Raw genomic sequence first — 13,486 nt, 5'->3', positions numbered from 1 at the left:
GTGCTACTACCGAATCAAGCAAAGATGGTGTACTTCCAGAGCTAGAGAGAGCTAACCATAGCGTAAGTAGAGATGCTGTTTTAGCTGAGCTAGAAGGTGCTACTACCGAATCAAGCAAGGATGGTGTACTTCCAGGGCTAGAGAGAGCTAATCATAGCGTAAGTAGAGATGCTGTTTTAGCAGAACTGGAAGGTGCTACTACCGAATCAAGCAAGGATGGTGTACTTCCGGAACTAGAGAGAGCTAACCATAGCGTAAGTAGAGATGCTGTTTTACCTGAGCTAGAAGGTGCTACTACCGAATCAAGCAAGGATGGTGTACTTCCGGAACTGGAGAGAGCTAACCATAGCGTAAGTAGAGATGCTGTTTTAGCTGAGCTAGAAGGTGCTACTACCGAATCAAGCAAAGATGGTGTACTTCCAGAGCTAGAGAGAGCTAACCATAGCGTAAGTAGAGATGCTGTTTTAGCTGAGCTAGAAAGTGCTACTACCGAATCAAGCAAAGATGGTGTACTTCCAGAGCTAGAGAGAGCTAACCATAGCGTAAGTAGAGATGCTGTTTTAGCAGAACTAGAAGGTGCTACTACCGAATCAAGCAAAGATGGTGTACTTCCAGGGCTAGAGAGAGCTAACCATAGCGTAAGTAGAGATGCTGTTTTAGCAGAATTAGAAGGCGCTAGTAACGCATTAAGCCGAAATGGTGTACTTCCGGAACTGGAGAGAGCTAACCATAGCGTAAGTAGAGATGCTGTTTTACCTGAGCTAGAAGGCGCTAGTAACAAATCAAGCAAGGATGGTAGTTTAAGTGAGACATTAAGTGCTCACCTTACAGACGGTGGCAAACCTACCACCATCCAAGAGACGAAACTTGCAGATTATAGCGACAGAGGTCACTTCATCCATGACACAAAGATTGAGTGGGCGAAACAGGAGCTTACTGAGGAAGCCTACCTACATGCTATAGAGAGTGCTTCTCAACAAGGATCTTCCACTGGCGTTCTCCATGAAGGCGAAGCTGCTTATATTGATGACAGTAATAAAGTAGCCGTCATTGAAAGCGGTGATCTGGCTGACAGTACTGTGAGCAGGGAAGCCATGGTTCATGGTACACATACAGCAGAAAGTGGTCAGGAAAGTGATGCAGTTCTTTACAGAACCACGCAGGCAGACAATGGTTCAGCAGATAATCATGCAGTTATAGATGAAACTGACGTGGCGGTTCGTAAGAAGAAACAGATTGTCACTAACATTGCGGATGACTCTGACGTAACTAATACCAGAGAGCCAATGGAGACTTCAATAAGTAAACCAGAAGAAGCAAAGAGACCTAAAAAGGTCGTTGAGGTGAACACAGATAGTTCTGAGAACGCAAGAAGACCTATGAAACTCATAGTGACTTCTATTGATGGACCTGAGAGTGCAAAGCGGCCTAAACGTGAGATAGAGACAGTCATTGAGCAGATTGAGGGCGGCGTACTCAAGACTCCTGAAGAACCTAAGAAACCACGTATTTGGCTAATCATCGGTAAGATAGCATCATGGAGCATATGGAATTGGAAGAAAACAAGGTAGGTGAGATTATTGGGGATTTATAAGAAGTGGGACGGGCTAATCTTCGATGATAAGTTCAATAGCGGGAATATTCATTCTCGCTATACCCTTTCCCCGAGCGAATCCATTGTGATAGATGAAACGCTCGGTCAGGTAGTTATCCCGCATACCGAAAGTGATACATCGCTAATGTTTGACATTCCAGAAGAACAGACCGTACTTATGGAGGTAACCGCCGATTACATACCTACAGAACTATTGGATGAGGGCGGTATTATCATCTGGCAAGATGGCTACCACAGGTTAGAGTTCTTAGAAAGTAAGGATACCACTGTACAGGAATATAGCCGTTGGAGAGCAATGAAGAAAGGTAACAAGTGGTCTTTCTTTGCGAACCGTGGTAATGGTTGGGAAATATTTGACACCGCTCCATTGATGGCTGAGAAGATGGGTGTCGTCCTAAAGAACCGGATGGATGATGGTTTCCAGAACATTAACCTTGAGCGGATTGTTGTGTGTAAAAGCAACAAGTTTACGGTAGGTAATCTTCCAATGGGGTATTCTGTCTTCCTTTGTGACCCAGATGGTAACTCTATCGCCTCAGCAAAGGTAGAACCAAACTGGACGGGGTGTGAGATCGAGCTCCCCTTAATGCCTTACAACGGAATTATTCGAGTTTACGATACACATGGAAACCTGCTATCTAGCCTTGGATCATTTGATATCTACGGCGGGGATGTGTACCTGTTCGGGACTGATATGCAGGTTGTCTGGAACGGTAAGGAACTGAATAAGGAGAAGGATACTTATTTAGGTACGATGTATGACAATCAGATTCTAGTTCAAATGTCGCTAGTAAATCCGTCAGAAGAGAAGCCTGCATTTAATATCACACTAGGGATATTGAAATATATGGAGACTTTTGGGTATGAGTGGGCCGACATATGCCATGATGATGGTAATAACATGCCTACAGGAGATTTCTCCAAGCTGCTAGAGATGGGTGACCTTGATTCACTAGAGTCTAAGAAGTTCTGGATGAAGGTAGAGCGGACAGGTAATAAGCTTGACATTAAGCCGTTGCACTTTATTTTAGACATAAACCATACGTAAGGGGGTGAGTGTTAATGGCAGGTACTAAAATGAACCTACGCCGCTATGGCGGTGGTATTACTCAGAATTGGGATGAACAAGAAATCATTGTAGACCAAGTGTACATCGACTCAGGCAGAGGGTTATATATCGCACTTGATTATGAGTATGCGATGGGTACAAGTCAGCTTGATGTGTATGTCAATGGTCAGCATTTGCTTGAAGGTGGCGGTTATGAGGAAGTCAACAATACCACAATCCGGTTGGACTTAGGTGTTTACGAAGGCGACACCCCACTGGCAGGACAACCTGTTCAATTGCACGTAGGCGATGAAATCTATATCCGTAACTGGAAGCAGAGTGTGCGTGAAGGAACCGGTTCTATTGATGAACTTCGATTCAAGCAACTTGAGGATGAAGTCAGGGCGGCTAGGAAGTACAAGGATGGAGACCAGCCATACCCTAACCTTGACACTCGGCTTGATTCTATCGAGCGTAGGATGGAGACCAAGACTATGGTTTTTGTTCTGAGTAGGGTGTTTGATGGCATAGCAAAACTTAATATGCGATTCCCGTATGAGGGAGATATCATGGAGGTTTATGCTTCTGCTTCTAGTGTTGGGGCCGATGACACTTCATTTCTAATAGAGAGATGCACGCAAGATAGTTACGATACTGGCTTGCCTGAGTGGGACACAGTAACAACTCTTATAATTGATGCTAACGAACACTCTAGCCGCACTTCAGATAGACCATACAGCGTACCTGTACCCCGTATTGCTAAGGATGAACATTTCCGAATTAACGTTGTAGAACGGGGTGAAGGTATCGAAGGGGTTACCATAGAGTTAGTGGTAAAACTCAGGTAAATATTACAAGGTCAAAATATTTTTTGGTTTTGCCAACCTATAATGTATATGCAGTGTCAAGAGACACTGTATGACTCAGAAAGAGGTGAAGACATATGGCAGGAACTAGAGGTTTAGCAAGATTCCGTGGCGAGCAGTTGAACAACAAACTGATGCGGAATACTCACTTTGATGAACAAAACAAAATCAATGAGAAATATCTTGACATTGATTTCCATGCACACCGTGAGACTCTTGAGGATACGAAGATTGATGTGTTCGTTCAGAAGAATGATGTAAGTGTCGGTGCGGGGGAGAACTCCATTGAGATTACCGAGCACATTCTAAACGTCAATGAAGCCGTTGACTCCAATACTGAAGGTACGGTACTTGGCGTTGAATTGCAATTACGTAAGAATGGCACTTCTGATTTCCCATTCATCGATCCTGACGGAGATAGAGTTTACGGTAAGGTGCGTAAGGAAGCTGATAAGTTCTACCTGGATTTCTACAGCTTGGAAGGTAACCCTGAAGTAGAGACAGCTTATACGTTCGTTGACGCTGTTACTCTTGACTACAAGTACATTACACGCACCAACCTGTCCGTAATCCCTGTAGATGCAATCGTGTCCGGTGGCGCAGGTCTCGTAGCAGATGCAGTCGATGCTAAAGCCTACATGAACCTTAATCAGTTGATGAAGGATATTTACGGCAGTGGCGGTACGCTAGATAATGACGGTAATGCCAACCTTGCAGTTGACGTATTGACACAAATCGCTAATGAGATTCAGGCACGTACTGAGGCGGATACTTTAATTCGTAATGATTTGGTTTCCACTGCGGCTAACAAGGGTGCTAGTCTCGTAGGGGTTGTCGTAGACCCTAACTACACTGGTCTAACTGTACAGGCTGTCCTGTCAGATTTGGCAAAGCGTGTAGTAGAACTTGAAGCACTAACTGCGGGTGTTGCTGAACGTGACGCTGACTCTGCCAACGGGTACTTCAAAGCAGGGGACTTCGGTACTGCTGAGGGACGTATCGTTGACCTTGAGACGGTTGCTGATGCTGAGTTTAAGGCGCAGAGTGACCGATTGAACAAACTTGAGACCGAAGACGAAGAGGAAGTATTTGAAGCTGCCGGCGGTGAGACGGAGTACGTCCTTGTAAAAGGAGTAGCTAAAGCTAAGACAGTTTTGCTATCCGTCAACGGTCAGCTACAAGCGCCTGGCATTAATTTCGACTACAAGACTGATGTGAGCGGCAACGTAACCGGTTTTGGCTTCGCGCCTGAATCACTTAAGGTGACTGAGGGAATTCCTGACGTAGTGTTTGTGAAATACAAGAAAGTTCTGTAGGACAGATGGACCCCTTAAGAAGGGGTCTTTTATTATTTTTATTACGACACAAATGTTAAGGATTCACCCTGCTATCTTATATTGACTTTAGCAATGAGATAACAGTCAAGAGGTAACTCTTGCGATAAATAAGGAGGTAATTAAATGCCCGCACCAGAAGTTTCTTGGTATACCGCAGATAACTCTTCGCAGGTAACACAATGGGATATTGGTACAGTTGACGCAGGTTCACTGTCCCCCACATTTACTGTATTGATTTGGAATAACCGTGGTCGCGCAACAGCCGTTTCGGACATGCAGAACTGTACGATTACAACCAAGGATAGTTCCGGTGGTAACACAGGTGAACTTGTAACAAACACTTGGATTGAAGTTAAGGTTGAGTCGCTATCTGAATCTACATTTACAGCGATCGGCGGTACTGTGACTAAAGATATTCGTGCATCCAAAGCTGACACACCTTCTAAAACAATTAAAGGGGCGGCTAATGACGGTAACATTAACACAGCTAACACCACTGCAAATATGAGTAAAGTTACGCTACGTGCAAACGTACCACCAACAGCTACAGCAGGTCTAGTAACATTCCTGACCCGTGTTTCCTACCAGTACGTGTAAAAAATAACTTCAATACAATGAAGGGGTAATTATATGCTTTCAATTTTCAATGACCATAGTGGAGTTTCCCCTGTGGCTCAAGACTTCATTTGGTTGGGTGAGTACTATGACGGTACTTACCTTGCCGAATTTGATCTTATTACCGGGAAAGAGAACAGCTTTTACAGCATTAACAAAAGCAAATTGATTCGGTTCGGAATTCTGGGACATAATTATAAACTGTTCTTTGAGTACGATGGTGTTTTCAATCTCAACGGGGCAGGTATCGAAGTCATTTATCGACACGGTGAGAAAGAATATAACCTAACTGGTCATAGCGGGAAGTTCAGCGATATCATCACCTACAAGGATGCAGAGTCAACTGTAAACTTGGCAGGTGGGGGTGGGCTAACAAACACGATGATCAACCAGTACAACTTTGGATATAAGTCAGTCATCGAATTAGATGGAGTGACATTCCAGTTTAAGGCTACGTGCAAAATTCCTTTTGGACAAGCAATGTACATGAACTTCTGGCTAGTAGCTGACAAGAAACTAGACGGGGTGTTAGTTATCAAAAAGAACAACCGCATCGTTGAGGAAATCAATGCTCCACTGAGAAAAGACGTGGGCGGAGAAGTTAATTTCGGGCTGTCTTGAATCTAAGACAGTCCTTTTCTATATAAGGAGGAATGGCTATGCCATTTACAATGGGAGACTTAAACTTTACAGGTCAAGCATCTACACTTACCACAAGTTCGAGTGGAAGCACTATTGGAGATGTTATGGTAGGCGATAAGTACATTTATGTAGTCCACCAATCTCTGTACAATGTAGGTGTTTATAATAAAGATACAGGTGGCACTATAGGATCATATGTGCGGAATGTTAGCTGGTACTCTAATGACACTTACACAACCTACATCTGCGAACCTAACAGTTCCGTACCATACTCCTATGCCGTTTATACTGAAAACGGGCAGGACTATTTAATAGGGTGGTCTAAGAGCCATAGTGCTTTGTTTGGTTGGGAAATAAATCAAACCAACCAAACAATATCAAGGCGTACTCAGTATGACGTTGCTGATAGAACTTGTGCCGGATATAGCCGGGGTGGTTGGGACGGTGGGCAATACATTTACTTTTGGAACAGGGCTAATATGGGGCTGTATAGATGGGACTTAAGGGAAAAGGCTAAGGCAATGAATCTCATGTGTTTTATAGCAAGTAATGGTCTATCACTGGACTCTAGTTACACTGGAAGTGGTCTACTAGTAACCAACAACAAGGCATATTGGGGTTCTGGATCAAATGAAACTGATGGGTTATTGGGGTGCTTTAACGCTAATACGGGCGCTGTTATTCAAGGTGTACTGCGACAAGGTAATCTAGGATCCTTCGGAGTGGCTCCGATTAACGGTGATGCAGGTTGTATTCAAATTAATCCTACAAACCGTGGTATCGCCTACTATTTTGTGGCAAGTAATGTTATAAAGACGTTATTTCTGTCCACTGCGGTACCTACCAACATAAATATTGAAACTACACAACATGGGTTGGATATACCCCTTTCATTCGACCTTGTTCAAGAGAATGGAGTGTCATCATCTTCCGCAAGTTGGAGAGTGGAAGTCAATGGGGTAATAGCAAAAGACTACGAAACTTTACTCCCACTTCCGGTGACTAATCTTAGTGTAGTACTACCCAACTCGATGTTTAAAATAGGCGCTAACATTGTGACAATATTCTGTAAGGATAACTACGAGGCGGTATCACGGAAGATGATTGATGTGACGATTACAAATAATCAACCAGTGATCGTAACGTCAGTGACTAAGTCTACTATACATGATGAAAACACCATCTTTGAAGCCAACGTTACCGATGAAGTAACTGACTTGATGACGTATCGAATCTTGGTGAACGATGTAGTTTATAGTGATTGGACTGTATCAGGATACACGTCACCGTTGGTAGTAAGACGTGCATTTCGGGCAGATGAACTGAGGATAGGTCGCAACGAAATTTCTATTGAAGTCAAGGATAACTTTAAGACTAACACTTCATCTGTAATAGGTACTAGTGTAGTAACAAAGGTTAACTCAGCGCCTACAGCTACGGCGATACTAAAGGGAAACACGCTCACAATGACATTTGATGACGCTGACGGTGATGACATCAGGTATCGAGTCCTTTTGAATGGTGAGCAGATTTTACCTGAGTCTGGATTCTCAATCGCCTTCCATCCACCACTGACAACAACCTACACGCTACCTAGAAAAAAGGTCAGAACTAACCAACCTAACGCTGTAACAGTAGAGGTTATTGATACGGCGGGTGACACGGGGACGTGGGCATTCAATGGTGTGCTTGGTTACAGCGGTCTGATGTTCAAGGATTCTAAGAGCGAATACTACACCACTGATGTAGGTGTCCTTTTGAAGTATCTTGACGTAGGCGTTCTTTATGCAAGGGAGCAGTCCGGTATCTTCGAAGTAGGGGTGGAGAACACTCTTGGATACCCTGTGAAGAATGTGAAATTATCTGTAATCCAAGGAGACCTTGACCCTATCACAGAGAAGGTTGAAATCTGTAATACCAACGCACCTTTTATACCGCAGAGTGAGTTCACTTACCCTGAAGTTTTCAACACCGGTGACTCATTTAAATTCTATTTGAGACTGTCACTAAATAATGATGCTGTGGGCGGCGGCATATTCAAAATCAAAGTGACAGGTGACGCACTTTAGAAAGGAGGTAGAACATGCGTATAGTTGAGACATTTAGCCCTCTAGTATTCCCTTGGAAGGGGGCTTATAGAAATATTGGGGGGCAATTAGGGACTGCTGGCATCGGTCACAGTCAATCAACATCATGCACCATGACATACAATTTCCCTAGTTCCGGAAAGATACACTTTAAGTATAGAGTCAGTAGTGAGAGTAATTTTGATTGGTTTACACTTAATTTTGATGGTTCGCAGATCGCTCGTATAAGCGGTACTCAAGGATGGACTATCTTCGAAAAGGAAGTGCAACCCGGTAATCACACACTTACGTTATCATACTCTAAAGATCACAGTGTAAACGCTGGGGAGGACTCAGGATTTATTACTGACTTTTGGGTTGAACATAATGTAGTAGAAATCACTAACTTAAGGGTTAATCCACCTTTCACACACAAAGAAAACGTTGACCTTACTTTTAAACTGAATAGCGTTGAAGAAGTGTCTGCGAGATACAGAATCTACACTGACAGTGGTCAACAACTATATCCAGATAGTGGATATTCACCCGCGTTCGCACTACCGATAGATGCGAAGCACACGTTCCCTGCAAGTAAATTCCCGCTAGGTAAAACGACAATCTTTGTAGAAACCGTTGATGAAAACAACCAAATATCCAACTATGAATTAAATTTTGTGGACTTGATGAGGACTAACACTCCCCCCGATGTGGGGATGACTTTTAGTACTACTGTGACTCACAAAGATAATATACTCCTTGACCTGCTTTTTACTGATGCTGATAAGGATAGCGTACAGTTTAGTATCTCTCTTAACGGACTGCAGAAGTATCCGGAAACAGGTCAATCGAGGTTATTTAAAACACCATTCAGCTACAGTTATACAATCAGGAATACTGACTTGATTGTGGGTGATAACACTATTCGGGTGGACTTGACTGATGATATGGGGATTACCAATGCCCGATCTGTTGTCATCCAAAAGAACAACCTCATACCAACCATTTCAGACCCGGCAGTAAAAGGTCAGATGCTATTCGCTACTCTGTCAGACGAGGATGGGGATATGATGCGGTACAGGGTATTGGTTAACAATGTTCAGGTTCATCCACCAACAGTAGGCTCTTGGACTCCGTACCTACAATCACCTGCTGAAGTACAATACAAGATACCTGACGAGTTTATATCTTTTGGTAACACACATAAGGTGACACTTGAGGTGGAGGACGACCTGGGGGAGACTACCCTATGGAGCGATACACCATTAATAGATTACTCAGGACTCATGTTTATGGCTGAGGATGGTTTGTACTACTCTACGGACGTTGGAAAGGTGCTTAAGTACCTTGAGGTGGGTAGTATTGTGGCTGGAAGTACTTCCAGTACTTTTAAGATTTTCTTAAAAAATACGGTGGGATACGCAATCAATAATATTACCTTAACGGTGGCACAGATAGATTTAGACCCTGTGGAAGAGGTAGTAGAGTTAAGCGAAACTGACAATCCATTTATTCCATCTGCCTATCTTAACATTCCTCCACTGGACTACGGGGATATCATACCTTTCTATGTAAGAATAAATACGACACGTAAAGCCATTGGCGGAGGCTTCTTCGACATAAGAGTCGTAGGAGATCCTGCTTAATAGGGCGATAGGAGGACACATATGAGTACACAATCCGCTTACCATTCCATGTATATAGGAAACGATGGAAAAGCATACTCATTCGGATACAACGCTTATTCTCAACTAGGGTATACAAGTGCTAACAGTTATGTACCTAAAGCTATACCGAACATGATTAATGTAAAGGCGATATCAGAAGGGACTTATCACTCCATGATTCTCCTTGAGAATGGCGATTTATATTCAATGGGATATAACTACTACGGGCAGTTGGGGCATAGTACAGGATGGAGAAGTGGGAGCGCCATAGCGCCCATGAAAATTATGACGGATGTCAAAGAAGTAGCTTGTGGTTACCTTCATACAATCATTCTTAAGAAAAATGGTGACGTGTACACATGTGGCTATAACGGTTACTATCAACTAGGTTGGAATGGCAGTAATGACCACTACTCACCAAGTAAAGTGGATAGCGGTGTAAAACACATTGGGGCGGGCTATACTACATCATTTCTTATTAAAGAAAACGGTGATATGTATTCCGCAGGTCAGAACAACTACGGTCAACTAGGTCTAGGTAATACAACTCAGTATTCCAATTTCAGACTCTCTATTAAGGAGGTTAGACAGGTAGATGGCGGTGTTGGACATACCATCGTGTTAAAGAATGACGGGACAGCGTGGGGCTTGGGTTACAATTACTATGGGCAAACGGGTAACGCTGTAGGCAACGGTACGGGTAATGCTTACGTCACTCCCGTAATGATTATGGATAGCATTAGGTCTGTAGCTTGTGGAACCTATTTTACAGGATTAGTAACCTCAAATGGGGACTTGTATACGTTCGGATATAATAACTATGGGCAACTTGCTCTAGGCAACACAAGTAATATTAACCCAATCCCTAGAAAAGTAGTGGGCAATGTGCGTCAGGTGGCCATGGGTTATGAGCACATTTTGGTACTTAGTGTAGATGGCGTAGCGTATAGCGCAGGTAGAAATAACTTCGGACAGCTGGGAATAGCTGAAGCTAACAACACTAACGTAGCAGTTACCACGCTTAAGCAGATTAATAACGGAGTTAGGCGGTTAATGGGGGGGGCGGAAGCGTTATTCTTATTCGCTAACGTAACAGCTACTACCTCTTTTCACAAAGATGACTTTAAGCTTACTGCGACAATCGACCATGTGTCTAAGAAGCTGACCTCTTATAAAATAAGTGTGAACGGTGTTCAAAGGTTTCCTAGTGTCGGTTGGACTGCGCCACAGCTAACAGACTTCATTTTAAACAAAGACCTGCCACATACCTACTTTGATTTAGGAACAAATATAGTCCTGCTTGAACTTATAGATGAGTTTGGAGCGACTGATGGAATAGCTTGGAGTACAACAAAAGTTAACCAAGCACCACAAGTCTACCCTGATTTGTCAGCGGGGCAGATTCACAAGGATAACGTAACCTTGGGAGGGAATATAACTGACCCTGAGGGTGATCGAGTCCAGTACCGTGTCCTGCTAAATAACAACCAAAAATACCCGACTTCAGGATTTACAGAATTTGAGCCCTCTCCTGCCAACATAGGTATTGTTCTAAACAATGCTGACTTTAACGTTGGAGCAAACACATTAAAGATTGAGGCGAAGGATGACTTAGGGACTCTGTTCACATGGTCTCAGGTAATAATCAAGACCAATACAGCACCAACCATCACCGGAACAGTTCTAGGTAATTTCATCAACGCGAGTGTGGTTGATGCTGATGGGGATAAAGTACAGTATCGTATAATACTGAATGGAGAACAGCTTTACCCTGAATTCGGCTATACCGGATATAATCCAGTACCTTTGACTATCCAGTATACCATCCCTAGACCCAAAGTTAAGAAGAAGCAGAACAACATCGTCCGCATCGAGACCCTGGATGAACTAGGTGGAGCGAAGTCCTTGGATATCACATTTATGGGCATGTTCTCTGGATTGCTATTCTGTGACGCAACTGAATCATTTTACTCAGATGACTTTGGTGAAGTGATCAAGTACCTTGACTTTGGGACTATCGTGGCGGGGCAGACGACTGCCGCAGAGCGTGTGTACGTTAAGAACACTCTAGGTTACCCTGTAGATAATGTGCGTCTGTGGGTGGATAATAGAGAACTTGACGGCGTAAATGCTAAAGCTGAAATAAGTAAACTGGATGCGCCTTTTGAGCCCAGTGATAGCTTAGCCTACCTTGAGCAACTTGACCACAACGCTAAGATTAGTTTTTATGTTCGCATAACAACTAATAGACAAGCCATGTGGGGAGGAATGTTTGATATCCTAACCAAGGCAGATCCAAAGAAAAGCTAGAAACAACCCTTACTATCTTATAATGGTGGTAAGGGATTTTTTCTGTCTACTACTAATCGAGAGGTGGTTATATAAATGGCTAATGGAATGTACGGGGGCGGGGACGGCTCTGCTGATAAACCGTACTTAATCGAAGATGCGTATGATCTATTCGAGTTCTTAAATAAAGTAGACACCATTAACACTAAGATGAGTGCAAAGCTTGTTAATGATATAGACCTTAACGTACTACCGTACAACACAGGAGTAGGTTTTCTTATTAAACATAACACGCCATTCATGGGCACCTTTGATGGAGATGGATATTTAATAAAAAACTACTTTTCACGCCCGAATGCAAATTATAGTGGATTATTTCCGTATATTGGCGCCACTGGTGTTGTTAAAAACTTTGGCATGGAGAATGTTGATATCCAAGCTACAGCTTACACGTATCAATCTGCCATATGTGGTTACATGGGTACGGGTGGTTCGATTGAAAATGTCTATGTGAAAGGTGGAAGGTTCTATGCCAATGCATACTCCGGTGCAATTATAGGTCACCTAATTAACGGCCTTATACGTAACGTATACGTGCTAGATGTAGACATAAGGCAGTACGGTAACTACGTAGGCGCGGTTATGGGGTATATGTCGACTACTTCCTCTTTTCTTTACAATGTATGGGCTTCAAATACACAAAGTACTGTGAGTAATATTACCTATTTCGGCGGTGTTGTTGGAGGTATAACATCAGCAGTAAGCCTGCAACAAATGCTGAACGTTTACCAAAGTAGCAGGATTAGTTATTTGGGGTCTGGTGTAACAACGGGAATGGTGACACTTTATCCTGATTCTACACTTAAAGACCCTAACTACATGTTTAACTTAAACGCGAATCAAGGAAATATTGCTAATACTTATTGGGTTGTACAACCTGTAACCTTCCCTAAGTTGTGGTTCGAAGACTTCAAAGCTTTTCTAATGTTAGATGCAGGAAGACCAATATCCAACATCGATTTTGGGGCGGTACTTGAAGGCGGCATCTCTAAGATAAAGAAGGTTAGATTAAAGAACGGATACAAATATACGATTAAGGGGATTGACGTTGGTTGGGTAAGGGCAGATGGGGTATCGACCAAAACGGAACTTGAGTTTAGCATGGACGGTACGTTTAAAGATAACTACAATCCAATGTCAGTTAATAACTTAAACATACTTCCGGGCAGGGAGTTTGACTTATTCGTTCGAGTAAAGACCCAAATTGGGGTTTCGGGTGCGGGGCAGTTCAATATAACTGTAACAGTCACTTCGGCAGAGTAATGGGTTTTTCATCTCAATACA

General features: G+C 43.1%; 10 protein-coding genes. All 10 read left to right on the top strand.

Going from position 1 to position 13,486, the window contains the following annotated elements; genetic code table 11:
• The coding region (locus tag ACFVRY_RS26695; RefSeq protein WP_387503341.1) for a hypothetical protein at window positions 1–1,571 on the top strand (1,571 nt) is incomplete at its 5' end.
• Complete coding sequence (locus ACFVRY_RS26690) at window positions 1,572–2,663, top strand: cell adhesion protein (protein WP_387503340.1); 1,092 nt, start codon at window positions 1,572–1,574, stop codon at window positions 2,661–2,663. It begins immediately after the preceding gene.
• Window positions 2,664–2,677: 14 nt separating this feature from the next.
• On the top strand, window positions 2,678–3,511 hold the full coding sequence (locus ACFVRY_RS26685; protein WP_387503339.1) for a hypothetical protein: 834 nt from the start codon (window positions 2,678–2,680) through the stop codon (window positions 3,509–3,511).
• Between the two features lie 95 nt (window positions 3,512–3,606).
• The gene (locus ACFVRY_RS26680; protein ID WP_387503338.1) at window positions 3,607–4,845 is read left to right on the top strand and encodes a hypothetical protein; all 1,239 of its coding nucleotides are present in this window, start codon (window positions 3,607–3,609) and stop codon (window positions 4,843–4,845) included.
• Window positions 4,846–4,989: 144 nt separating this feature from the next.
• Entirely contained in the window at window positions 4,990–5,463 is a 474-nt protein-coding gene (locus ACFVRY_RS26675) for a hypothetical protein (protein ID WP_387503337.1), read from the top strand.
• 33 nt (window positions 5,464–5,496) lie between these two features.
• Window positions 5,497–6,102, top strand: a complete 606-nt coding sequence (locus tag ACFVRY_RS26670) for a hypothetical protein (RefSeq protein ID WP_387503336.1) — start codon at window positions 5,497–5,499, stop codon at window positions 6,100–6,102.
• A gap of 38 nt (window positions 6,103–6,140) precedes the next feature.
• Window positions 6,141–8,192, top strand: a complete 2,052-nt coding sequence (locus ACFVRY_RS26665; protein ID WP_387503335.1) for a hypothetical protein — start codon at window positions 6,141–6,143, stop codon at window positions 8,190–8,192.
• A gap of 14 nt (window positions 8,193–8,206) precedes the next feature.
• Window positions 8,207–9,832, top strand: a complete 1,626-nt coding sequence (locus ACFVRY_RS26660) for a hypothetical protein (RefSeq protein WP_387503334.1) — start codon at window positions 8,207–8,209, stop codon at window positions 9,830–9,832.
• Between the two features lie 21 nt (window positions 9,833–9,853).
• A complete protein-coding gene (locus tag ACFVRY_RS26655; protein ID WP_387503333.1) occupies window positions 9,854–12,163 on the top strand; it encodes an RCC1 domain-containing protein in 2,310 nt (769 codons plus the stop codon).
• A gap of 75 nt (window positions 12,164–12,238) precedes the next feature.
• Window positions 12,239–13,465: a hypothetical protein gene (locus tag ACFVRY_RS26650; RefSeq protein WP_387503332.1), complete on the top strand. Its 1,227-nt coding sequence runs from the start codon at window positions 12,239–12,241 to the stop codon at window positions 13,463–13,465.
• Window positions 13,466–13,486: the final 21 nt, after the last annotated feature.

It is taken from the genome of Paenibacillus sp. NPDC057934, from assembly GCF_042887565.1.
Classification (GTDB): domain Bacteria; phylum Bacillota; class Bacilli; order Paenibacillales; family Paenibacillaceae; genus Paenibacillus_AQ.
This window is presented reverse-complemented; position numbering and strand designations above follow the sequence as displayed.

What these genes read in the sequence shown, in the direction of transcription:
- ACFVRY_RS26660 (WP_387503334.1), top strand. Translation starts at nt 8,207, where the DNA reads ATGCGTATAGTTGAGACATTTAGCCCTCTAGTATTCCCTTGGAAGGGG.
- ACFVRY_RS26655 (WP_387503333.1), top strand. Translation starts at nt 9,854, where the DNA reads ATGAGTACACAATCCGCTTACCATTCCATGTATATAGGAAACGATGGA.
- ACFVRY_RS26685 (WP_387503339.1), top strand. Translation starts at nt 2,678, where the DNA reads ATGGCAGGTACTAAAATGAACCTACGCCGCTATGGCGGTGGTATTACT.
- ACFVRY_RS26680 (WP_387503338.1), top strand. Translation starts at nt 3,607, where the DNA reads ATGGCAGGAACTAGAGGTTTAGCAAGATTCCGTGGCGAGCAGTTGAAC.
- ACFVRY_RS26665 (WP_387503335.1), top strand. Translation starts at nt 6,141, where the DNA reads ATGCCATTTACAATGGGAGACTTAAACTTTACAGGTCAAGCATCTACA.
- ACFVRY_RS26675 (WP_387503337.1), top strand. Translation starts at nt 4,990, where the DNA reads ATGCCCGCACCAGAAGTTTCTTGGTATACCGCAGATAACTCTTCGCAG.
- ACFVRY_RS26670 (WP_387503336.1), top strand. Translation starts at nt 5,497, where the DNA reads ATGCTTTCAATTTTCAATGACCATAGTGGAGTTTCCCCTGTGGCTCAA.
- ACFVRY_RS26650 (WP_387503332.1), top strand. Translation starts at nt 12,239, where the DNA reads ATGGCTAATGGAATGTACGGGGGCGGGGACGGCTCTGCTGATAAACCG.